At 64.7% G+C, this 22,104-nt stretch carries 20 protein-coding genes; 13 read left to right on the top strand and 7 right to left on the bottom strand.

Annotated features, from left to right (window positions below):
- The first annotated feature begins 15 nt into the window (after positions 1-15).
- The 5 genes from clpA to D2V07_RS07605 all read left to right on the top strand — a co-directional run bounded on the left by clpA (position 16) and on the right by D2V07_RS07605 (position 7,510).
- Positions 16-2,415, top strand: a complete 2,400-nt coding sequence (gene clpA / locus D2V07_RS07625; protein WP_119586360.1) for an ATP-dependent Clp protease ATP-binding subunit ClpA — start codon at positions 16-18, stop codon at positions 2,413-2,415.
- 68 nt (positions 2,416-2,483) lie between these two features.
- Complete coding sequence (locus D2V07_RS07620) at positions 2,484-4,184, top strand: M1 family metallopeptidase (protein ID WP_119586358.1); 1,701 nt, start codon at positions 2,484-2,486, stop codon at positions 4,182-4,184.
- 40 nt (positions 4,185-4,224) lie between these two features.
- A complete protein-coding gene (locus D2V07_RS07615) occupies positions 4,225-5,229 on the top strand; it encodes a ligase-associated DNA damage response exonuclease (protein ID WP_119586356.1) in 1,005 nt (334 codons plus the stop codon).
- 14 nt (positions 5,230-5,243) lie between these two features.
- Positions 5,244-6,842, top strand: coding sequence for a cisplatin damage response ATP-dependent DNA ligase (locus D2V07_RS07610; RefSeq protein WP_119586354.1), 1,599 nt, complete (start codon positions 5,244-5,246; stop codon positions 6,840-6,842).
- 50 nt (positions 6,843-6,892) lie between these two features.
- Positions 6,893-7,510 carry a YoaK family protein gene (locus tag D2V07_RS07605; protein WP_233548296.1) on the top strand — a complete coding sequence of 206 codons (618 nt, stop codon included), beginning with the start codon at positions 6,893-6,895 and terminating at the stop codon, positions 7,508-7,510.
- Here D2V07_RS07605 and D2V07_RS07600 read toward each other — a convergent pair.
- The 6 genes from D2V07_RS07600 to D2V07_RS07575 form a co-directional block, all read right to left on the bottom strand.
- On the bottom strand, positions 7,507-7,788 hold the full coding sequence (locus tag D2V07_RS07600; protein WP_119586350.1) for a DUF167 domain-containing protein: 282 nt from the start codon (positions 7,786-7,788) through the stop codon (positions 7,507-7,509). The two genes, D2V07_RS07605 and D2V07_RS07600, sit on opposite strands and share 4 nt — an antisense overlap.
- Positions 7,769-8,362 carry a gamma carbonic anhydrase family protein gene (locus D2V07_RS07595; protein WP_233548295.1) on the bottom strand — a complete coding sequence of 198 codons (594 nt, stop codon included), beginning with the start codon at positions 8,360-8,362 and terminating at the stop codon, positions 7,769-7,771. Before D2V07_RS07595 ends, D2V07_RS07600 begins: the two co-directional genes overlap by 20 nt.
- Complete coding sequence (locus tag D2V07_RS07590) at positions 8,359-10,548, bottom strand: fused MFS/spermidine synthase (protein ID WP_119586348.1); 2,190 nt, start codon at positions 10,546-10,548, stop codon at positions 8,359-8,361. The genes D2V07_RS07595 and D2V07_RS07590 overlap by 4 nt, the downstream gene beginning before the upstream one ends.
- Positions 10,541-11,119, bottom strand: coding sequence for a GNAT family N-acetyltransferase (locus tag D2V07_RS07585; protein ID WP_119586346.1), 579 nt, complete (start codon positions 11,117-11,119; stop codon positions 10,541-10,543). The genes D2V07_RS07590 and D2V07_RS07585 overlap by 8 nt, the downstream gene beginning before the upstream one ends.
- Positions 11,112-12,104, bottom strand: a complete 993-nt coding sequence (gene hemB, locus D2V07_RS07580; RefSeq protein ID WP_199698748.1) for a porphobilinogen synthase — start codon at positions 12,102-12,104, stop codon at positions 11,112-11,114. The genes D2V07_RS07585 and hemB overlap by 8 nt, the downstream gene beginning before the upstream one ends.
- A 78-nt stretch (positions 12,105-12,182) precedes the next feature.
- The gene (locus tag D2V07_RS07575) at positions 12,183-13,799 is read right to left on the bottom strand and encodes a M23 family metallopeptidase (RefSeq protein ID WP_233548294.1); all 1,617 of its coding nucleotides are present in this window, start codon (positions 13,797-13,799) and stop codon (positions 12,183-12,185) included.
- Positions 13,800-14,020: 221 nt separating this feature from the next.
- Here D2V07_RS07575 and D2V07_RS07570 point away from each other — a divergent pair, with 221 nt between their 5' ends.
- From D2V07_RS07570 to D2V07_RS07540, 7 genes are all read left to right on the top strand, one after another.
- Positions 14,021-16,669, top strand: coding sequence for a helicase-related protein (locus tag D2V07_RS07570; protein WP_407641589.1), 2,649 nt, complete (start codon positions 14,021-14,023; stop codon positions 16,667-16,669).
- On the top strand, positions 16,669-16,974 hold the full coding sequence (locus D2V07_RS07565) for a S4 domain-containing protein (protein ID WP_119586340.1): 306 nt from the start codon (positions 16,669-16,671) through the stop codon (positions 16,972-16,974). The genes D2V07_RS07570 and D2V07_RS07565 overlap by 1 nt, the downstream gene beginning before the upstream one ends.
- A gap of 14 nt (positions 16,975-16,988) precedes the next feature.
- Positions 16,989-17,327 (top strand): ferredoxin FdxA, encoded by a 339-nt coding sequence (gene fdxA, locus D2V07_RS07560; protein ID WP_119586338.1) that lies wholly within the window; start codon positions 16,989-16,991, stop codon positions 17,325-17,327.
- A 47-nt stretch (positions 17,328-17,374) separates the two neighbouring features.
- The gene (locus D2V07_RS07555) at positions 17,375-18,202 is read left to right on the top strand and encodes a YihY/virulence factor BrkB family protein (protein WP_233548293.1); all 828 of its coding nucleotides are present in this window, start codon (positions 17,375-17,377) and stop codon (positions 18,200-18,202) included.
- 209 nt (positions 18,203-18,411) lie between these two features.
- Positions 18,412-18,945, top strand: coding sequence for a CarD family transcriptional regulator (locus tag D2V07_RS07550; RefSeq protein WP_119586336.1), 534 nt, complete (start codon positions 18,412-18,414; stop codon positions 18,943-18,945).
- Between the two features lie 188 nt (positions 18,946-19,133).
- Positions 19,134-19,901, top strand: coding sequence for a head GIN domain-containing protein (locus D2V07_RS07545; protein ID WP_233548292.1), 768 nt, complete (start codon positions 19,134-19,136; stop codon positions 19,899-19,901).
- 158 nt (positions 19,902-20,059) lie between these two features.
- Positions 20,060-20,311 (top strand): hypothetical protein, encoded by a 252-nt coding sequence (locus D2V07_RS07540; protein WP_325049004.1) that lies wholly within the window; start codon positions 20,060-20,062, stop codon positions 20,309-20,311.
- Here the strand turns inward: D2V07_RS07540 and D2V07_RS07535 are convergent.
- Positions 20,308-21,249 (bottom strand): L-threonylcarbamoyladenylate synthase, encoded by a 942-nt coding sequence (locus tag D2V07_RS07535; RefSeq protein WP_119586332.1) that lies wholly within the window; start codon positions 21,247-21,249, stop codon positions 20,308-20,310. The two genes, D2V07_RS07540 and D2V07_RS07535, sit on opposite strands and share 4 nt — an antisense overlap.
- Before the next feature lie 26 nt (positions 21,250-21,275).
- Between D2V07_RS07535 and D2V07_RS07530 the strand changes: the two genes are divergently transcribed.
- Positions 21,276-22,103 (top strand): ATP-binding protein, encoded by an 828-nt coding sequence (locus D2V07_RS07530; protein ID WP_119586330.1) that lies wholly within the window; start codon positions 21,276-21,278, stop codon positions 22,101-22,103.
- Position 22,104: the final 1 nt, after the last annotated feature.

The raw sequence follows: 22,104 nt of genomic DNA, 5'->3' as shown, positions 1-22,104 counted from the left end.
CAGCCAAGGAAAACCATGCCAAGTTTTGCGCAAAACCTCGAAAAGACCCTCCACACCGCGATCCAGCACGCGATCGACCGGGCGCATGAATATGCGACGCTCGAACACCTCTTGCTGGCGCTGGTGGAAGACGAGGATGCGGCCGAGGTGATGAACGCCTGCGGGGTCGACATGGAAGAACTGGCAGGCGTGGTTCGCCAGTACCTGGACCAGGAATACCAGTCGCTGAAAACCGACGAGGATGCCGATCCGCAGCCCACGGCGGGCTTCCAGCGGGTAATCCAGCGCGCGATCCTGCACGTGCAGTCCAGCGGGAAAGACACCGTGACCGGTGCAAACGTGCTGGTGGCGCTATTCTCCGAACGCGACAGTTACGCCGTCTACTTCCTGCAGCAGCAGGACATGAGCCGCCTCGATGCCGTCAGCTTCATCAGCCACGGCATCGGCAAGGGTGGAAGGCAGCTTGAAGACCGTTCTCCCACCGGCAGCGAAGAGGAATCGCAGGCGCGCGGCGAGGAAAAGCCGGACAAGAACAAGAAGGATTCCGCGCTCGACCAGTTCTGCGTGAACCTCAACCAGAAGGCACTGGACGGCAAGGTCGACCCGCTGATCGGCCGCGGCCCGGAAGTGGACCGTACCGTGCAGATTCTGTGCCGCCGTTCGAAGAACAACCCGCTCTACGTGGGCGATCCCGGCGTCGGCAAAACGGCGATTGCCGAGGGCTTGGCCCGCAAGATCGTGGAAGGCGACGTGCCCGAAGTGCTCGAGCCTGCCATCATCTACTCGCTCGACATGGGCGCCCTTTTGGCCGGAACGCGCTATCGCGGCGATTTCGAGGAGCGACTGAAGCAGGTCGTGAACGAGCTCGAGAAATTGCCCGATGCCATTCTTTTCATTGACGAAATTCACACGGTGATCGGAGCCGGGGCAACCAGTGGCGGCGCGATGGACGCGTCCAACCTGCTGAAGCCCGCGCTTTCCGGCGGCACGATCCGCTGCATCGGCTCCACCACCTACAAGGAATTCCGCAACCACTTCGAAAAGGACCGCGCCCTGTTGCGCCGGTTCCAGAAGATCGATGTGAACGAGCCGACGATCGAGGACACGATCAAGATCCTCAAGGGCCTGAAGAGCGCGTTCGAGGAGCATCACGGCGTGAAGTACACGCCCGATGCGCTGAAGACCGCCGTGGAAATGAGCGCGCGTTACATCAACGACCGCAAACTGCCTGACAAGGCCATCGACGTGGTGGACGAAGTGGGCGCGATGCAGATGCTGGTGCCGCCCAGCCGCCGCCGCAAGACGATCACCGCCAAGGAGATCGAGAAGGTCGTGGCGACCATGGCGCGCATCCCGCCGAAATCCGTCTCGAAGGACGACAAGAAGGCGCTGGGCAGTCTCGACAAGGATCTGAAGCGGGTCGTCTATGGCCAGGACGAGGCTATCGAACGCCTGTCCGTCGCCATGAAGCTGAGCCGTGCGGGACTGCGGGAGGCGGACAAGCCCATCGGCTCCTTCCTGTTCTCCGGCCCCACCGGCGTCGGCAAGACCGAGGTCGCGCGTCAGCTTGCCAACATCATGGGTATCGAGCTGAAACGCTTCGACATGTCGGAATACATGGAGCGTCACAGCGTCTCCCGCCTGATCGGCGCGCCTCCGGGCTATGTCGGTTATGACCAGGGCGGCCTGCTGACCGATGCCATCGACCAGCATCCGCATTGCGTGTTGCTGCTGGACGAGATCGAAAAGGCGCACCCGGACCTGTTCAACATCCTGCTGCAGGTGATGGATAACGGCAAGCTGACCGACCATCACGGCAAGACCGTGGATTTCCGCAACGTCGTGCTGATCATGACGACCAACGCGGGCGCATCCGATGCGGCGAAGCAGGGTATCGGTTTCGGCGCCGGGCAGAAGACGGAAGCCGCGGAAGAGGCGGTGAAGAAGATGTTCACCCCCGAATTCCGCAACCGCCTCGATGCCGTGGTTCCCTTCGGCTACCTCGGCCAGGAAACGATCAGCCGCGTGGTCGACAAGTTCATCCTGCAGCTGGAATTGCAGCTGGCCGAGCAGAACGTGCACATCCAGTTCGATGGCGATGCGCGCGAATGGCTTGGCAAGCGCGGCTATGACAAGCTGATGGGTGCACGCCCGATGGCGCGCCTGATCCAGGAGAAGGTGAAGCAGCCGCTGGCCGAGGAACTGCTGTTCGGCAAGCTGGCCGCAGGCGGTGAAGTGCACGTCACCGTCAAGGACGAGAAACTCGCTTTCGAGCTCACGCCTGCGCCGCCCAAGGCGAAGCCCAAGCGCAAGCGCAAGGCTGCGGCAAAGAAGGCCGAGGGCAAGAAGTCCGAGACACCTGCTGCCGACAAGGACCACGGTAGCGGCGAGGATGGTCCTTCCTCGGACGAGTAATCGCGGTCAATCAAGGCCTTGCCGATAGGCTCTGTGCGGATCGCTTACCGCGTCGTAAGGTGAGCCTCATGACGCCGAAAACCGCTATCGCATTGCTGGCGGCGGGGGTTCTGGCTCCCGCCGCTCCTTCATGGGCAGAGGGCGCGCCGCCGCTCGACACGCGCACCGCACAGTCGGACTTGCCGCTGACGGGCCCGCGTGCAGCGATGCACCTGCTCTACGCCGGGCTTTCCTTCGAACTCGATCCCGAGCGGCATTATCTCAACGGCAACGGCCAGTACCAGGTGCAGGCGCGCGAGGATCTCGCGCGACTCGAGTTCGACCTCGATCCTCGGTTCCGCGTCTATTCGATCCGCCTCGAAGGGGCAGAACTGGCTGCGAACCAGTGGTCCAGCACGGATGGCGTCCTGACGATTGCCCTGCCGAAGGGATTGAAGGCGGGTTATACCACCCTCGTCCAGATCGCGTGGGACGGCTCCCCGCACGAGGCGATCAACCCTCCGTGGGAAGGCGGGATAGTGTGGTCGGAAACCGACGACGGGCAACCGTGGATCGCCACCGCCGTGCAGGGCGAAGGATGCGATCTGTTCTGGCCCTGCATCGATCATTCGTCGCAGGGCATCGATGCGCTGGACCTGGTCGTGACCGTGCCGAAGGGGCTGGTCGCGGCAGGGAACGGGCGCCTCATCGGCACGCAGGATAACGGAGACACCACCTCCTTCACCTGGCAGGCCCGCAATCCCAGCAATTATGGTGTCACGCTGCAGGTCGGGCCTTACGAGCTGGCGAAGCGTTCCTACGAAAGCAGGTTTGGCAACACGATCCCGCTGATGTTCTGGCACCTTCCCGGCAAGGCGGAAGGGGCGAACCGGCTGCTGGGCGAGCTCGAGGGCCAGATCGCCTTCATGGAGGACCGTTTCGGTCCCTACCCCTTCGGCGACGAAAAGGTTGGCGTGGCAGAGACGCCGCACCTTGGCATGGAACACCAGACCATCAACGCTTACGGCAACGGCTACCAGCTCGAAGCCAACGGCCATGACTGGCTGCTGCAGCACGAATTCGCGCACGAATGGTTCGCCAACCAGTTGCGCCCCACCAGCGCCAACGACATGTGGCTGGCGGAAGGGATCACCACTTGGACCCAGCCCTTGTACCTCGCCCATACGCGCGGGCAGGAATTCTACGACGCAGAAATGCGGAGCAACCGCGAACGCGTGTGGAGCCGTGTGCCACTGGTGCCCCCTGAAGGCGAACTGCCCGACTACAACGACCGCGAAGCGTTGTGGGGTGATGACATCTACTTCAAGGGCTCATGGATCATCCACACCCTGCGCAGCCTGGTGGGCGACGAAGTGCTGTTTCCCGCCATCACCCGGCTGACTTACGATACCGACGATCCGCGACCCGGGTCCATTCGCCCGATCAATCGCACGACCGAGGATTTTCGCGCGATTCTGGAAGAGATGAGCGGGCAGGATCTCGAATGGTTTTTCGACGCCTACCTCTACAAAGCAGACCTGCCCAGGCTGGTGGCCGCACGCAAGGGCAGCCAGCTGGAACTGGAATGGCAGACCTCATCGGCGCTGCCCTTCGTCATGCCCGTAGAGGTACAGGTGGGCGACGAGGTGCGCACAGTGGACATGGCCGGCGGACGCGGGCGTCTGGACCTTGGCAGCGCTGACAGGGACTACGCGCTCGATCCTGCCAACCGGATCCTGAAATACGATGCCGCTGTCGAAGCCGCGCAAAACGGGAAATCCGCCGATTAGCCCGGAACGAATGTCGCGCGGCGCAACTTTCTAAGTGGCAATGGCAGCACCGTTCTCTTGGATAAGGCCCGAGCCGCACGGCGTGCACGTCGTCCCCGCAGATGTGTGGATCGACCCTTCGAAAGCGGTCGACGCGGCGCTTGTCACCCATGGTCACGCCGATCATGCGCGTGGCGGCCACGGCACAACCGTCGCCACGCCCGAGACGCTGGCGATCATGGATCTGCGCTACAACACGCGCGAAGGCGCGACGCCGGTGGAATATGGCGAGACAATCCGGCTGAAGGGCGGCGTCGATGCCACCTACATTCCCGCGGGCCACGTGCTCGGCAGCGCGCAGATCCTGCTGGAACATGCCGGCGAGCGCGTGGTCATCACAGGGGACTACAAGCGGCGCCCCGATCCGACCTGCCCGCCCTTCCAGGTAACGCCCTGCGACATCTTCATTACCGAGGCGACATTCGGCCTGCCGCTGTTCGCCCATCCGCCCATCGCGGAGGAGATGGGGAAGCTGCTTTCCCGGCTGGAGGCCCACCCCGATGCCTGCGTCCTGGTTGGCGCCTATGCGCTGGGCAAGGCGCAGCGCGTGATCGCCGAACTGCGCGCAGCGGGCCATCACCAGCCCATCTACCTGCACGGCGCGATGGAGAAGATGTGCCGCCTCTACGAGGAATTCGGCGTCAACCTGGGCGAACTGCGGCTGGTTGCCGACCATGACAAGGATGACATACGCGGCCACGTGGTCGTGTGCCCGCCGTCGGCACTGAACGACAGGTGGAGCCGCCGGTTGCCCGACCCCATCACCGCCATGGCAAGCGGGTGGATGCGCGTGCGCCAGCGCGCCCGGCAGCGCAATGTCGAATTGCCGCTGGTCATTTCCGACCATGCCGACTGGGCCGAGCTGACCCGGACCATCGAGGAAGTGAACCCCCACGAAACCTGGATCACCCACGGGCGCGAGGAAGCGCTGCTGCGCTGGCACCAGCTGCACCAGCGCCGCGCCCGCGCGCTGGCGCTGGTCGGCTACGAGGACGAAGATGATTAGGGGGGACGACTAGCGTGGAAGAGTTTGCCGCCCTGCTCGACGCGCTGATCTATACGCGCAGCCGCAACGAGAAGTTGCGCCTGATCGCCGAGTACCTGCGCGAAACGCCCGATCCCGATCGCGGCTGGGCGCTGGCCGCGCTGACCGATGGCCTCGATTTCAAGGCCGTGAAAAGCTCCACCATCCGGAACCTGCTGAAAGAACGGGTCGACCCCGTCCTGTGGAGCCTGAGTCGCGACTTCGTGGGCGACACGGCGGAGACCGCAGCCCTGCTCTGGCCAGAGCCGCTGGGCGGGGTCGGCACACCTCCTCCTACTGTGAGCGAGGCGGTGGATGCGCTGGGCGTCATGACCCGAACTTCTGTGATGACCGAATTGCCCCGCCTGCTCGACCGGCTCGATTCAGCGGGTCGCTATGCCCTGCTGAAACTGGCGACCGGGGGGATGCGGGTGGGCGTTTCCAGTCGGCTCGCCAAGGTTGCCTTTGCGCAAGCCTTCGATGTGCCGGTGGATGACGTGGAGGAATACTGGCACGCGCTGGAGCCTCCCTATGCCGACCTGTTCGCCTGGGGCGCCGATGGTGCCGATCCGCCCGACACGGAGAACCTGCCGCTGTTCCGGCCTTTCATGCTGGCCCACCCGCTGGAAGAGACGGTGGTCGATCTCGCCGACTACGCAGCGGAGTGGAAGTGGGACGGTATTCGCGTACAGCTGGTCCACGTGGCGGGAGAGACGCGCCTCTATTCGCGAAGCGGTGACGATATCAGCGCCACTTTCCCGGAAATGGTCGATGCGCTGGACTTGCCTGCCGTGCTCGATGGCGAATTGCTGGTGCGCGGCGTGCACCAGGGCGGTGAGCAAGGCGGCGCAGCCAGCTTCAACGCGCTGCAGCAACGCCTCGGCCGCAAGACGGTGAGCAAGAAGATGCTAACCGAAAGCCCGGCGTTTGTCCGGCTGTACGACGTGCTGATGCTGGACGGCGAAGACCTGCGCGGCCTGCCGTGGGCAAACCGCCGCAAGCGGCTGGAGAAGCTGGTGCCGCGCCTGCCGGACAGCCATTTCGATCTCAGCCAGCTTGTCGAGGCGCGCGACTTCGACCACCTGGCACAGATCCGTGAAGGCGCGCGCGATGATGCCATCGAGGGGCTGATGCTCAAGCGGCGCGACAGCCTCTATGTACCGGGCCGGAAGACGGGCCTGTGGTACAAGTGGAAGCGCGATCCGCTGCTGGTGGACTGCGTGCTGATGTACGCGCAGCGCGGCAGCGGCAAGCGCTCCAGCTTCTATTCCGATTACACCTTCGGCTGCTGGGACGGCGATCCGGATGAAGGCGCGGAACTGCTGCCCGTCGGAAAGGCCTACTCGGGATTCACCGATGCCGAACTGAAGAAGCTGGACAAGCTGGTTCGCCAGACCACGCTAAACCGCTTCGGCCCCGTGCGCGAGGTGGAGCGGACCCTCGTGTTTGAGGTCGCCTTCGACTCGGTCCATTCCAGCAAGCGACACAAGAGCGGCCTCGCCATGCGCTTCCCGCGCATCCACCGCATTCGCTGGGACAAACCGGTCCACGAAGCCGACAGGCTGGATGGCCTTCGCGCGTTGATCCGCGACTAGCGACGCATTACGGCACGGGGATGGAGCGATTTGATCCACCCCGTCGCCGCATGGCCATTGGCATTGCGCTGCTGGCGGGCTTTGTCGATGCGACGGGCTTCCTGCAGGTCGATGGCTACTACGTCTCCTTCATGAGCGGGAACACCACGCTGCTGGCGCGGGACATTGCATCGGGCGCGCCGCGCGTGCTTGTGCCCGCGCTTCTGATCGCAGGCTTCGTCCTTGGGGTTACGCTGGGGACCTGGCTCGGCGACTTGCGCCATACCCATCGCAAACGCCGGGTGCTTTGCGCCGTCATCGCCCTGCTGGTCAGCGCAGCCACGGCACGCGCTCTGGACTGGCAAGCGCCTTCGCTCGCCTGCCTGGTGCTGGCGATGGGTGCGCTCAACACGACATTGAGCGGCAATCGCAGGAACCCTGTGGGCCTGACCTACATGACAGGGGCGCTGGTTCGCATGGGTCAGGCACTGGGGGACCGTATCACGGGCAAGCAGTCGAGCGGCTGGTCAGCCTTTGCATGGCTGTGGACCGCCCTGCTGGCCGGAGCCTTCCTTGGCGCGGTAGCCTCGCAGAAGGTCCCATCGGCGGCGCTATGGATCGGCGTGGGTTATGCCACACTGCTGCTGCTGGCGAGCGAGGCGATGGCGCGCCGCAGCGTCTCAGCCTAGCTCGCTATAGCGAACACCTTTTCCCGCGAAGTTGCGCCGCGCAACAATACGATGTGCGAAGGCGCACAGCCCAGGGCCTTGGCCAGCATTGTTTTGACTGCTTCGTTGGCCGCGCCGTCTTGCGGTTTTGCCCGGACTTTCACCAGCACCCTGCCCGCCCTGATTTCGATCCCCTCGCTTCGTGCGCCGGGAGTTACGCGGACTGCCAGCCGCCCCTCCTTGTCCGTCAGGGCTTGCAGGGCCGTGGGCGGCGGAAATTCAACCCTGGGTCGCGGCACGCAGTTCTGCCAGGTGCTTTTGCGCCAGCTGGCAGTAACGCTCCGTCTGGAACCTGATCTTCTCGATCTGGGCATCGTCCTGCGTGCGGTAATACTTGGCCGGGCGCCCGATCCAGATTTCGCCGCGGCCAATCATCTTGCCCGGGCTGAGCAGCGCCCCCGCCCCCAGCATTCCGCCCTCGGCAATGCGCGCCCCGTCCATCGCGACCGCCCCCATGCCGACAAAGGCGCGGTTTTCCAGCTGGCACCCGTGTACCACGGCCATGTGACCGATCACGCAATCCTCGCCGATAATCGTCGGCTCGCCATCGGTGTCGGGTCGAGGGCCCTCGACGTGGAAGACGCTGCCATCCTGTACGTTGCTGCGCGCGCCAACCTCGATGCGGTGGATGTCGCCGCGCAGGACGCAATTGTACCAGACGCTGGCCTCCGGCCCGATCGTGACATCGCCGATGATACGGGCACCGGGCGCGACGAAGGCGCTTTCGTGAATCTTCGGCACCTTGCCTTCGAAGGGCAGGATCGTGGCACCGGGAAAGCGGGGGTCGCCGGTTATCTGGCTATTCGCGGTCACAGAAAGTTCTCCCACACTAGGTAAGGCAATACAGAGGCATAGTTGTCGGTCCAAACCGGCCCTTCCGGAGGCACGAGCAAGCGCCAGTCGGCGGTGGTCGACAAGGCATCCAGCGGCGCGCGGCGGGGTGCCAGCGCGATCCACGTGGACGAATAGAGGTCGTTCCGCCGCGCCGGTTCATCCTGCCATACCATGGCATGAAGGTCGCGCACCTCGGCCAGCCGCGCCACGACAGGTTCCAGCCGGACATAGCGGTTCGAGGTGTGCAGCAGCAAGAGCCCTCCCGGCGCCAGGGCTCGCTCGTAGATGGCCATCGCCTCCGCCGTCAGCAGATGCAGCGGAATGGCATCGGACGAAAAGGCATCGATAACCAGGATGTCGAAACTGCCCGGCGGCAGGGCCTGCAGTCTGAGCCGCGCGTCACCCAGTTCCATGGCGGCATCGGGCGCGCACTGGTCGAGGAAGGTGAAATTGCCATCGCGCGAGAAATGCACGACGGTGGGGTCGATCTCGAAAAAGGTCCATTGCTGCCCGGGCTGGCGATAGCAGGCGAGTGTTCCCACCCCCAGGCCAACCGCGCCGATCCGGGCATCGGGCCCAACGATGGCCGAGGCATTGGCAAGCGCCAGGCCCACGCCCGAACTGCGCCCATAATAGGCGGTGGGCTCGCGCGAGGCGCTGCCGCCGCGCTGGATGCCGTGAATCGTTGTGCCGTGCATCAGGATACGGTCACCGTCATCGCGCTGGGTGATCGAATAGATGCCGAAATAGCTGCGCTCGCGCCCGCCTTCCACGCTGGCGATCAGGTTGCTGAGGCCGCCCAGCGCCAACAGCAGCGCGGCGCAGGCCATGACGAAGGATAGCCTCCGCGCTGCCAGCACCATGGCAAGGCACAGGATTACCAGCAATGCGAGCCAGTCGATCCACACCATCTCGGTCTCTGCCTGCACCCGGGCATAGAGCAGCAGGGCAGCGTTGAAGACAACGAAAAGGCCCACGATCAGCACCACCCGCACGGTCTGGCGATCCTTCGTGATAAGGCCCATCAGTCTGCGCCATGCGCCCAGCGGCACGAGGGCGGCAGCGGCCAGGATCAGCAGCGGGTGTTCCCACGTCCAGTCGAACAGCACAGGCGCCAGCAAGGCGGTGAACACGCCGCCCAGCGCGCCGCCCGCGGCCATGTAAAGATAGAACTGTGACAGGCGCGCAGGTCCCGGGCGCTGGTCGTAAAGGCGGGCATGCAGGGCGGTCGCCACCACGAACAGCAGCATTACGCTGGCACCGGCTGCCAGCAGATCGGCCCGGCCCGCCGCAAAGATAGCGATGCCGCCATCCACAAGCAGCACCAGCGGCGCGAGGAACAGGAAGACCTGCGCCGCACCGCGTCGTTCGGCGAATCCGATGGTGAAGCTGAGCAGGTATAGGCCCAGCGGAATGACCCAGAGCAGCGGGATCGCCATGATATCGGTGGTGAGGAAGGTGGTGGTGGACAGCATCAGGCCCGATGGCACCGCTGGCAAAAGCAGCCACAGGGCCTTCCGCTTCCAGCCGACCTCTTCCGCCTCGACCGGTGGGTGATGATCCTCCAGGTCGTCCGCCCGGCTGAATATCGCGCCGCCGACGAGGGCGAACATGGCGATGTAGCCCAGCGTCCATCCCCAGCTCTGCGCGCCGAGGCTGAGGAGCGGTTCTGCCAGCAGCGGGTAGGCGAGCAGCCCGGCAAAACTGCCAAGGTTCGACGCGGCATAGAGCGGATAGGGATCGCCCGCCTGCGGGTGCGCGGCGAACCAGCGCTGGATCAAGGGCGCCTGCGCAGACACGGCGAAGAATGCCGGGCCGACGGTCAGGACGAACAGCCAGGGCACCCAGACCACTTCCCACCCGCTTGGCGGCGCGCCCGTGTCGGGCAGCGCGAGTGGCAGGGTAAGCCCGGCCAGCAACAGCACGCCCAGATGGATCAGCCCCTGCTTGCGGAGAGAAAAGCGGCCCAGCGCGTGGGCATAGCCATATCCTGCCAGCAGCAGCGCCTGGTACACCAGCATGGCGCTGTTCCAGACATTGGGCGCGCCGCCCAGTTGCGGCAGCGCCATGCGCGCCACCATCGGCTGCACCAGGAACAGCAGGAAGCTGCCGGCAAAGATTGTGGCAGTGAACAGCCACCGGCGCGGCGGTGCCTCGTCAACCATCGCTGCGCTGCGCCCACTCCTGCGCGGTAATCAGGTGAACGATGTTGGGATTGAACTCTGCCGGCCAGTTGTCGTCGATATAGTCGAGGTCTTCTCGCCGGGTCATGCCCAGCCTGCGCATCAGGCCCCAGCTGGCGGCGTTGCCATCCAGCGTCAGCGCGATAACCGTCTCTGCTCCAAAGCGATCGAAGGCTAGGTCCAGGCAGGCCGTCGCCGCCTCCTTCGCGTAGCCGCGGCCCCAGGAATCCTCGCGCATTCGCCAGCCGATTTCGACCATGTCGAAAACCGGGCTGCCTTCGACGTTCGCGCGCTTCAGGCCGCAAAAGCCCAGCATTTCCCCGGACAGGTGATCGCCGTCGTCCTTGCGCTCCAGCACCCAGAAGGTGTGGCCGAATTTCGCGCAGTAGCCTTCCAGCCGCCCGCGGGCCGCTGCCATGGTCGCCTCGCTGGCAACGCCCCCCAGCCAGCGCATGACACGCGGCGTATTGGTCAGCTCCCAGAAGCGCGGCCAGTCCTCTTCGCGCCAGTCGCGCAGGACGAGGCGGTCTGTCTCGTGACGAAAGTCAGCCATTCAGGATGCGCGCGGCCACCGGAGCATGATAGGTCAGCACGCCAGAGCAGCCGGCGCGCTTGAAGCCGACCAGCTTCTCCATCAACAGGGCATCCCGGTCGGCGACGCCCGCAGCGGCTCCCGCCTCGATCAAGGCGTATTCTCCGCTTACCTGATAGGCGAACACCGGTACCTCGAACCGTTCCTTCACGCGCCAGATGATGTCGAGATAGGCAAGGCCCGGCTTCACCATCACGCTGTCCGCACCTTCGGCAATGTCAAGAGCGACTTCGGCCAGCGCCTCCGACGCGTTTGCCGGATCCATCTGGTAGGTCTTCTTGTCGCCCTTCAGCACCCCGCTGGACCCCACCGCATCGCGGAACGGACCATAGAAGGCGCTGGCGTACTTGGCTGCATAGCTCATGATCTGGATATTGTGGTGCCCGCCCATTTCCAGCGCCATGCGGATCGCCTTCACGCGGCCATCCATCATGTCGGACGGGGCAATGATGTCCGCGCCCGCCTCTGCCTGGTTCAGCGCCTGGTCCACCAGCACGGCCACGGTATCGTCGTTCACGACATAACCCGCGTCGTTCACCAGGCCGTCCTGCCCGTGCGTGGTATAGGGGTCCAGCGCCACGTCGGTAAGGATGCCGATTGTATCGCCGCAGGCATCGCGGATCGCCTTGATGGCGCGGCACATCAGGTTGTCGGGATTGAGCGCTTCTTCGCCCGTCTCGCTGCGCAGGTCTGCCTGCGTATTGGGAAACAGAGCAATGCAGGGAATGCCCAGTTCCACCGCTTCCTTCGCCCGGGAAGCAATCCCGTCGACCGACCAGCGGGACACGCCGGGCAGGCTGGTGACGGGGTCTTCCACACCCTTGCCCCCGGTGACGAACAGCGGCCAGATCAGGTCCGCGCTGGTCAGCACCGTTTCGCGGTGCATGGCGCGGCTCCAGCTGGTGGCGCGAGAACGGCGGAGGCGGCTGTTGGGATAGCTTCTCATGGCGATCCCATGTGCCGCAAAAGAAACGCTTGGGCAATCGGCAGAGGAAGCCGGTCGCAGCGGCAAGCTGCGAAGACGCTAGCTGACCTTCTGACGATTCTCGATCCGGTCGATTTCGCGCACGGGCTCGTCCTGCTCCGCCGGATCTTGCGGCAGGTCCGACAGGGCTGCGCCGGGTTCCACCAGCTGCAGGCGAACCAGCTGTTCGCGGAAATTGACGAGATCCTGCCCGGACAGCTGGGCCCGGTTGACGAAGCGCACGCTGGCCGGGTCGATCTTCTGCCCGCCGCGATACATCTCGTAATGCAGGTGCGGACCGGTGGAGAGGCCGGTCGAACCGACGTAGCCGATTACCTGGCCGCGGCGAACCTGCTCTCCATTGCGCACGGCAATCCGGCTCATGTGAGCGTAACCAGTCGACAGGTTGCCACCGTGGCGGATGCGCACGAAATTGCCGTAGCCGCCGTTGCGCCCGGCAAAATTGACCGTGCCGTCGGTGGCGGCATAGATCGGCGTGCCGTGGCGCGCCCGAAAGTCGAGACCGGAATGCATCCGGCGATAGCCCAGGATGGGGTGGCGGCGCATGCCGTAGCGCGAAGTGATCGCGCCAGGTACGGGAGCGACCAGACCGTCCTGTGCCGCGCCTTCGCCCGATGCATCGTAGAACTGGCCCTCGCGGCCAAACCGCATCATCTGCTTGCGCGGCCGATCGCCGCGGATGATCGCGGCGTAGACAAGGTCGCCGACTTCCACCTCGCCCGTGGCTGCACGGCGATAATCCACGATCATGTCGAACTCGTCACCCGCGCTGATCTCGCGGTTCATGTCGAGCTCCGTACCGATGGTGCGCAGGAACTGCTGCACGGCGCTGGGCGGTGCCCCAGCGGCGCGGGCAGAGCGATAGAGGCTGTCGCCCACCCGCGCGCGGATGCGCAGCGGGGTAGTGTCCACCTTGATGGGACGGGGATCGAGCGCAAGCCGGTCGCCGCGCCGCTCCACCACCAGTTGCAGGTCGAACCGGGCACGGAACGAGAGGGCATCCACCGGGCGCGGCGCATCGGGCGCGGCGCGGCGGCCAAGGGTGATGTCGACCTGTGTGCCGGGTTCGATCGAGTCGAGATCGACAGCCCCGCCTACCATGCCGGCGATCAGCACGGCCTCGTCGCGGCTTACCCCGGCCCGGCGAAGCATACGGTCGAAACCGTCGCCCTGGGCAAGGGTTGCGACCAGATCCAGGCTGGGGCGTTCGGGTGCCGAGGCCAGCGGTTGCACCGCCAGCGTTGCCCCCATGCGGCGGCCGCTATCTGCGCCCAGCGCGAGGGGAAGGATCATCTGGCTGCGAAATTCGTCGCGCACCCGGTCGTCGATGCGCATGGCGGGTGCCGCCTCCACGGCGGAAAATCCGGGGAATGCAGCAATGGCAACTGCGGAAAGACCTACCAGCGTTGCGACGCCGCGCAGCCAGCGGCGCGAGCCGATATCGCTGCCAAGGTCAGGCGCAAGATCGAGGCGGGAGAGGCGCGAGCCTATTGCGGTGCGCCAGCCGCCGGCGGCTTCGCCCAGCGTCGCGGCTGCACGCTTGCGGCGTTTGGGCTTCGCTTCGCCCGCGTCGGCCACACCCGCCAGCGACGGGTCGGCGGGCGAGCTGCTGCCCACTGCCGATACCTGTCCTTCACTGCCGCGTTCGGTGAACAACGCGCCCTCCTTCGATGGCCGTGATAAATGCCGCATTCCAGATGGGGTGTTTTCCGCCCATACCTTCGGGCCCCGGTAATTGTCTGAAAGAGTGCCGCAATAAAGTAAATTTGCGCTTAACGGCGATGAGCCGAGTCTGTCCAGCGCCGAACCGAGTCTGCGGGGGTAATGACCGCCCCTCGGTTGCGTCACGCGAGGGGAAAGGCCATGTCTGGGCCACTGTGACACCGTCCCGCACCGCCAAGTCCACCGACAGCCGGATTCGCGCCGTCCTCGGCCCGACCAACACCGGCAAGACCCATCTCGCGATAGAGCGCATGTGCGGGCATTCCAGCGGCGCAATCGGCTTCCCGCTGCGGCTGCTGGCGCGGGAAGTCTACGACAAGGTCTGCCGTCTGAAGGGCGAGAGTGCCTGCGCGCTCATCACCGGCGAGGAACGGATCGAACCGCCCAATGCCCGCTACTTCATGTGCACGGCAGAGGCCATGCCGCGCGATGGCGGGGGCCGCGCGTTCGTGGCCCTGGACGAGGCGCAGCTCGGCGCTGACCGTGAGCGTGGGCACATCTTCACCGACCGGCTGCTGAACGCGCGCGGACGGGAAGAAACCATGCTGCTTGGCTCCGCCACGCTGGAACCGATGGTGCGCACGCTGATACCCGGCGCCCAGATTGAGGAGCGCCCCCGTTTTTCAACGCTAAGCTATGCCGGCAGCGCCAAGCTTTCCCGCCTGCCACCGCGCAGCGCCATCGTGGCCTTCTCGATCGAGCAGGTTTACCAGGTGGCCGAACTGCTGCGCCGTTTTCGCGGTGGGGCTGCCGTCGTGATGGGCGCGCTTTCACCGCAAACGCGAAACCGTCAGGTGGAATTGTTCCAATCCGGTGAGGTGGATTACATCGTTGCCACCGATGCTATCGGCATGGGTCTCAATCTCGACGTGCATCACGTCGCCTTTGCCGCCCTTTCCAAGTTCGACGGCGTGCGCCAGCGCAGGCTAACCCCGGCCGAGATGGCGCAGATCGCCGGGCGGGCGGGTCGCCACCAGACCGATGGCAGTTTCGGCACACTCTCGGGCAATCGCCGTGGCGCACCGCTGGAACTGACCGAGGACGAGGTCTACGCGATAGAGAACCACCGTTTCGCCCCGATCACGAAGCTCTATTGGCGCCAACCCAATCCCCGCTTCGACAATCTCGACGTGCTCATCGGAGATCTCGAGGCGCGACCCTTGCAGGAGGGACTGGCCCCTGCGCCCGAAGCGATCGATCATTCCGTGCTCAAGCGCCTGGCGGAACAGCCCGAGATAGCGAGCGACGTCAGGACGCCGGGCAATGTCCGCCGCTTCTGGGAAGCGTGCCAGTTGCCCGACTTCCGCCAGCAGGGCGCCGATGCGCATTCCCGCTTCGTCGCCCGCCTCTGGTCGGATCTGAAGGGCGGCCATATCGGGGCGGATTTCGTGGCTGCGCGGATTTCCGAGCTCGGAAACACCTCGGGCGATATCGACACGCTGCAGGGGCGACTGTCGGGTATTCGCAGCTGGGCCTATATCTGCCAGAGGCCGGACTGGGTGCTGGCGCGCGACGAGATGGCGGCCCGGGCCCGCTCGGCCGAGGCGAAACTGTCGGACGCGCTGCACCAGAAATTGACGGAGCGTTTCGTAAATCGCCGAACATCGGTATTGATGAAGGGTATGGGAAAGGATGCAGGCCTCTTGCGCGTTGAATTGAAGGACGATGGCCAGGTCACGGTGGAGGACCAGCCGATCGGCCATCTCGAAGGTTTCCGGTTCGTGGTCGATGCCGAGGCGTCGAGCGAAGAGCGCAAGCTGATGCTTGCTGCTGCCGAAAAGCACATGGCCAGCCTGCTGGCGCAAAAGGCGCAGAAGCTGGTGGCCGACGAGCTGGGCGACCTGCGCATCGAGAACGGCCAGATCATGCGCGGCGATCAGCCCGTTGCCATGCTGGAAAAGGGCAAGACGCCCAGCCGCCCGCGCCTGGTGATGGCAAAGGAATTGGGCCAGCTCGACCCCGCACACCGCGCACGGCTGCAGGATGCCCTGGAGATGTGGCTGGAAGAGCAGCTCGCGCCGCTCGCTCCGTTGCGTGCCCTGGAAGATGCCGCCACCGATCCCGACGCCGGAACCGAGGTGCGTGCCCTGCTGCTGACACTGGCAGACCGCAACGGCACAACCCGGCGCGAGGATGCTGGCCTTGCTCACGTGCCCAAGGAAAAGCGGCCTTTCCTGCGCCGTCTTGGCGTCACCATCGGCTCTCTCGATGTTTTCGTGCCCGCGCTACTGAAACCAGCGCCGCGTCACTTGCTGCACCGGCTCGCCCTCGATCCGCGCCCGGTGCGCGAAGACATGGAAGCTGTCATCGAAAGCGCGGACAGGCCGCCTGCGGGTTATCGCCGTGCGGGCAAGCAGGCAATCCGCATCGACATGGCGGAAAAGCTGTTCCGCGCCGCGCACGAACAACGCGCCAAGGCTCCGCAAGGCAGGGACACACGCGGATTTGCGGTGGACACGGCGCTTGCCACGAGCATGGGCCTTGCGCCGGAAAGCTTTCGCAGCCTCATGAAAGACGCTGGCTTCCGCCCGGGTCAGGCGGCAGAACTGGCCGAAGGCGCATACGGACCGCCACGCCCGCTACCGTGGACCTGGCGCGCACCGCGAAAGGATTTTGCCCCCGCCCGCGGTGGGCCGCGCAAGCCGCGCCGCGATGGCAGCAAAAAAAGTCAGCCCCATGGCAAGGCAGGAAGCAAGCCAGGCGGCAAACCGCACAAGGGCCCTCCACCTCCGCGGCGGGCCGAGCCGAAGGGCGATGGCGGACAGGCATTTGCCGGACTGGCGGACCTGCTCAAGAAGGGCTGATGCGGCTCGACCTGCTCCTCGTCCGGCTTCGCTTCTGCAAGAGTCGAACGGTTGCCAGGTGCTGGATCGAGGAAGGGCACATGCGCTGCAGCGGGCATCGCGTCACGCGTGTCCAGCACGCCATTGCAGTAGGGGATGTCCTCACCATTCCCCTCGATCGCCATGTACAGGTGATAGAAATCCTTGCTTTACCAGAGCGGCGGGGTCCGGCAGCGGAGGCGCAAAGCTGCTATCGCAAGCTTGACGCTCGCGCGTCTATGGCCATAGCAGGGACCGAATCGCGGCCACGCACGGCCGAGCATTAAGGACAAGCCTACCCATGACCTATGTCGTCACCGACGCCTGCATCAAATGCAAGTACACAGACTGCGTCGAAGTCTGCCCGGTGGATTGCTTCTACGAAGGCGAGAACATGCTCGTCATCAACCCGTCCGAGTGCATCGATTGCGGCGTGTGCGAACCCGAATGCCCGGCCGAGGCGATCCTGCCGGACACCGAAGGCGGGCTGGAAAAGTGGCTTGAAATCAACACCAAGTTTTCCGCCGAATGGCCCAACATCACCGAGAAGAAAGACCCGCCGGCCGATGCCGACGAACACAAGGGTGAGGATGGCAAGTTCGAAAAGTTCTTCTCCGAGGAACCGGGCGAAGGCGACTGATCGCGCGCATTTCGTGAACCATATCCCGCGCTTTGCGTTGGCGGGATATGGGCATACTGGACAGACTGAAGCGCGCCTTCGCCGCCGCCGGCGAGGATAACATCCCCATTCTTGCCGCAGGTGTAGCCTACTACGCCTTCCTGGCCATGGTACCGCTGCTGGGCGCGATCGTGCTCAGCTACGGTCTGTTTGCCGATCCCGCCATGGTTGCCGAGCACATAGCCGGGCTGGCCCAGGAACTGCCGCAGTCGGCGGCAGAACTGATCGGCGGGCAGCTGGAATCGATGGTGGAAACATCCGGCACCGCAAAAGGCTTCGGCCTGGCGGTGGCACTGGCTGTCGCCCTGTTCGGCGCACGCAACGGGGCAGGCTCGCTGGTGACGGCGATTTCGCTGGCCTTCAACGACAGGGAGCAACGCGGTTTCCTGCGCGGCAATGCCCTGGCCCTGGCCATTACGCTTGGCGCCATCATCGGCATGGGCGTGGTGATCGGCGTTCTCGCGGTCACCGCTTCGCTGACGGCGATGCTGCCCAGTCTTTCAGGGGCGGGGCAATTCCTGGCCAAGGCGGTCGCCTACGTCCTGCTCGCAGTGATGGGCGCACTGGGCGCGGCATGGCTTTACCGCCGCGTGCCCAATTCGGTTTCTCCGCGCTTTCGAGAAGTGCTGCCGGGAGCGATCTTCGCCAGCGTCGGCCTGGTGGTGCTGACCCTGGCTTTCGGCTTCTACGTTTCCAACTTCGGCAGCTACAACGCCACCTACGGCTCGCTCGGTGCCGTCATAGTCCTGCTGACGTGGCTGTGGCTGTCGGCCTATGTGCTTCTGTTGGGAGCCGAAATTGCCGCAGTCTCCGTAAAGTCACGGGACCACGACTGACGGCCTTTGGACCGTGAATTGCAAGACTCGCAATTATGTTGCGACTCTGCTATATAATAAGTCAACTGCACGATCTTTACGGATGTGCAGGCGGATAGGAAGGCAGGTCCCCGCTTCAAGCTACAGAAATGGCTCTTCACAAAACGTCGCTTCGTTTTGCGGCGTGAAGAGGTTTTTCGCTGCGGTGACCGCCAAAGAAAGGAATGTCCATGGCTGCGAATGCGCCCGCCTTCGATGTAGGCGATTACGTTGTTTACCCCAAGCACGGCGTTGGCCGTGTCATCGAACTGCAGAGCGAGGAAATCGCCGGCATGCAGCTCGAACTTTATGTTCTCCGCTTTGAAAAGGAACGCATGACGCTGCGCGTTCCCACCAACAAGGTGGAATCGATCGGCATGCGCAAGCTTTCCAGCGACAAGACGCTGAAGGAAGCGATGGAAACCCTGAAGGGCAAGCCCAAGGTGAAGCGCACCATGTGGAGCCGCCGTGCGCAGGAATACGAAGCGAAGATCAACTCCGGCGACCTCGTGTCCATCGCCGAAGTGACGCGCGACCTGTTCCGTCCGGAAGACCAGCCCGAGCAGTCCTATTCCGAACGCCAGATTTTCGAGGCCGCTTCCAGCCGCCTCGCCCGCGAACTGGCAGCAATGGAAAAGACCGACGAGCCGACCGCGCTCACCAAGATCCTCGATGTGCTGAAGGAACATGCTCCGCAGTACTACGAGAACACCGAAGACGCCTAGGGTCGGTCCTGGGCACTCCGCGTGCCGGTAAGCCTTAAAAAGGGGCCGCTCGCCGAAAGGTAAGCGGCCCCTTTTGTATTCAGGCCCGCCATCTGCGAGTTCGCTACACCACTCGATGAACAGCTTTGCGAAATCACCCGCGTTGCTGTATTGCCTCTATAACACGCTAGAGGAACAGGAGATGGGAAGTGCGGATCGGAAGAATGCTTGGCAAGATCGCGCCGGTCATGGCCATCGCGGCGGCTGCGGGGCTGGCTGGCTGCGATAATGTCGATATCCAGTTTGGCGATACGGAGGGTGTCCCGCTGGCGGAGCTCGACCTGAGCGGCGATGCTCCGGCGTCATTCGTGCTCGCGGCGCCCGATAGCGTAGTCATCACTGATGGCGAGGAATTCACCATCGATGTCGAAGGCAGCGCGGAGGCGCAGGACCGCCTGCGTTTCGCGCTGGATGGCGATTCGCTGGCCGTTCACCGTCAGAAAGGCGACTGGCCCGATGGCGACCTGGCGACGATCAACATCACCATGCCGGCACCGGAATCGCTGGTCATGGCAGGCTCCGGCTCGATTACCACCGATGCCATGGCCTCCCGCGCGGAGATAACCATGGCAGGTTCCGGCACGATTACCGCGAACGGAATCGCGGCCGAGAGCATGGAAGTGACCGTGGCGGGAAGCGGCACCGTGGCTGCGACCGGCACCACCGACCAGCTCGAACTGACCGTGGCGGGCAGCGGCAGTGCTGACATGGGAGGGCTTGAGGCGGAACGCGCCGAAGTCACCGTCGCCGGATCGGGCGATGCGGCTTTTGCTTCCAACGGCACTGTCGATGCGTCCATCGTCGGATCGGGCAACGTTCGCGTGCGCGGATCGGCACGCTGCGATGTCAGCAGCGTGGGGTCGGGTGAGCTGATTTGCGAAGAGGGCACGACAGAAGGTACCGAAGAGGAAGTCTGAAGCCCCCTGCGTTCAGCCTATTGCCAGCTCAACTTTGCGGGTCCATGGTGGGGAATTCCTCCACAGTGGGCCCGCAAATGCTTGATAAGAGGCTTGTAACCCTCCCTCTCGCAACTCTCGCACTTCAGGGTTGCATCGCCCGGACAGCGGTCGACATCGTGACGGCGCCCGTTCGCGCCGGAGCGCAGGTCGCCGACTGGGCCACCACCAGCCAGGACGAGGCCGACCGAGAGCGCGGACGCGAGATACGCCGACGCGAAGAGCGGCTCGGCGAACTGCATGAGGACCTTGCCGATCTCGAGGAAGACTGTCTCGACGGTGACGACGGTGCCTGTCGCAAGGCCGTGGAAACGCGGCGCGAAATCGCCGCGATCATCCCCACTGTCCCGGTAGAGCCCGAGCGCGATTAACGCGTCGCTGCCCGCCGCAGCCGGTCGTTGATCGCCCGGCCCATCCCTTCCTCCGGGATTGGCGCAACCGCAATCACAGGCTTGCGCGAAGCGGCCCCTGCATGCAGCGCGGCGTAGAGACAAGAAGCCGCCTCTGCCAGATCGCCGGAAGATGACAGGCTCACATCGCCCTCCACACTTCCGAAGCCGATGACAAACGCCGAAGCATCAGGTTTAGACTGGTTCAGCAGCACCGGCTTGCCCGGCGAATAGTGCTTGGCCAGTTGACCAGGCGCCTCGATAGTCGCGCCGCGCGACTTTGCTTGCGGCCCGAGCAGATCGGTCAGGTCTTCCGTGGCGATCGGGCCAGGTCGCAGCATGCGCCAGTCCCCTCCCGCGTCCAGAGCGACGATGGTCGATTCAAGTCCAGCCTCGCATGGGCCACCGTCGATCACGGGCGGACAGGTATCTCCGAACGAGTCCACCACGTGTTCGGGCCGCGTGGGGCTGACGGCGTTGCTGCGATTGGCGGAAGGCGCGGCCAGCGGGAGGTCGACTTCGGCCAACAGGCGGGCAGCCACGCGGTGGCCCGGCTGTCGCAGCGCGATCGTACCCAGCCCCGCTGTCACGGCGGGGGCGATGCCCGCGCCTTCTCGCAAGGGCAGCACCAGGGTGAGCGGCCCGGGCCAGAAACGCGCCGCCAGCGCTTCCGCTTCCGCATCGAACACCCCCAGCGCGCGAGCCATTTGCACCGAGGCGACGTGCACGATCAATGGATTGAAGTCGGGTCGGCCCTTCGTGCGGTAAATCTGGGCCACCGCATCGCTGCTGTCCGCACGGGCGGCCAGTCCGTAAACCGTCTCTGTCGGCATTGCGACGAGGCCCCCCTCGCGCAGGATTGCGGCCGCGCGGACAAGCCCTTCGTCATCGGGCGCTATCAGGGTCGGCTTGCCGCTCATCGGCCACCGTTATAGTGACGATTGCGATGGAAGACCAAGCCCAACTCCTGGCCCGTATCGCCGCCGCGCTGGAACAGATGGTGCCAGCCCCCCTTACCGCGACCGACTGGCGTGCCCACCCCGCCTATGTGTGGGACAACAGCGGTGCGCGCGGCGTCGGGCGGATCGAGGCCCCGGCACTCAGCCTGTTGCGCGGGATCGACAAGCAAAAGCAGGAGGTTACCGGCAACGTCACCCGTCTGGCCGCCGGGTCTCCCGCGCATGACATGCTCCTCTGGGGAGCGCGCGGCATGGGCAAGAGCGCGCTTTTACGCGCCAGCGTTGTCGATGCGCAGGACAAGGGCGGCGACATCGCGCTGGTCCAGATAGCGACCGACGCCGTGGCGTCACTTCCCGCACTGTTCGGCGAGCTCTCACGGGTCGCGCGCAACTTCCTTGTCTTTCTCGATGACCTGGGTTTCGCTAAAGGGGATGCGACCACCCCGCGTCACCTGCGCAGCTGGCTGGATGGCGGGGTCGAGGCGCGGCCGGAGAACGTTCGCCTTGCCGTAACTTCGAACCGCCGGGCAATCCTGTCGCGCCACGGCAGTGAACAGGACGATCCCATCAACCCGCGTGATGCGGTGGACGATAACCTCGCACTGGCCGACCGGTTCGGTCTGTCGCTGGGCTTCCACAACGCCAGCCAGGAAGATTACCTCGCAATCGTGCGCGGCTATGCGGCGCAATATGGCTTGCCTCTGGACGAGGGTGAGGCGCTGGAATGGGCCAAGCGGCGCGGCGCGCGTTCGGGCCGCGTCGCTTGGCATTTCATAACCGAACTGGCTGGCCGTGAAGGCAAGCCGCTCGGCTGAA

Origin of the sequence: Aurantiacibacter zhengii (assembly GCF_003584125.1) — a bacterium.
GTDB classification, from domain to species: Bacteria; Pseudomonadota; Alphaproteobacteria; order Sphingomonadales; family Sphingomonadaceae; genus Alteraurantiacibacter; species Alteraurantiacibacter zhengii.
This window is presented reverse-complemented; position numbering and strand designations above follow the sequence as displayed.

What these genes read in the sequence shown, in the direction of transcription:
- D2V07_RS07620 (WP_119586358.1), top strand. Translation starts at nt 2,484, where the DNA reads ATGACGCCGAAAACCGCTATCGCATTGCTGGCGGCGGGGGTTCTGGCT.
- fdxA (WP_119586338.1), top strand. Translation starts at nt 16,989, where the DNA reads ATGACCTATGTCGTCACCGACGCCTGCATCAAATGCAAGTACACAGAC.
- D2V07_RS07585 (WP_119586346.1), bottom strand. Translation starts at nt 11,119, where the DNA reads ATGGCTGACTTTCGTCACGAGACAGACCGCCTCGTCCTGCGCGACTGG.
- D2V07_RS07555 (WP_233548293.1), top strand. Translation starts at nt 17,375, where the DNA reads ATGGGCATACTGGACAGACTGAAGCGCGCCTTCGCCGCCGCCGGCGAG.
- D2V07_RS07530 (WP_119586330.1), top strand. Translation starts at nt 21,276, where the DNA reads ATGGAAGACCAAGCCCAACTCCTGGCCCGTATCGCCGCCGCGCTGGAA.
- D2V07_RS07615 (WP_119586356.1), top strand. Translation starts at nt 4,225, where the DNA reads ATGGCAGCACCGTTCTCTTGGATAAGGCCCGAGCCGCACGGCGTGCAC.
- clpA (WP_119586360.1), top strand. Translation starts at nt 16, where the DNA reads ATGCCAAGTTTTGCGCAAAACCTCGAAAAGACCCTCCACACCGCGATC.
- D2V07_RS07535 (WP_119586332.1), bottom strand. Translation starts at nt 21,249, where the DNA reads ATGAGCGGCAAGCCGACCCTGATAGCGCCCGATGACGAAGGGCTTGTC.
- D2V07_RS07550 (WP_119586336.1), top strand. Translation starts at nt 18,412, where the DNA reads ATGGCTGCGAATGCGCCCGCCTTCGATGTAGGCGATTACGTTGTTTAC.
- hemB (WP_199698748.1), bottom strand. Translation starts at nt 12,104, where the DNA reads ATGAGAAGCTATCCCAACAGCCGCCTCCGCCGTTCTCGCGCCACCAGC.
- D2V07_RS07565 (WP_119586340.1), top strand. Translation starts at nt 16,669, where the DNA reads ATGCGGCTCGACCTGCTCCTCGTCCGGCTTCGCTTCTGCAAGAGTCGA.
- D2V07_RS07605 (WP_233548296.1), top strand. Translation starts at nt 6,893, where the DNA reads ATGGCCATTGGCATTGCGCTGCTGGCGGGCTTTGTCGATGCGACGGGC.
- D2V07_RS07590 (WP_119586348.1), bottom strand. Translation starts at nt 10,548, where the DNA reads ATGGTTGACGAGGCACCGCCGCGCCGGTGGCTGTTCACTGCCACAATC.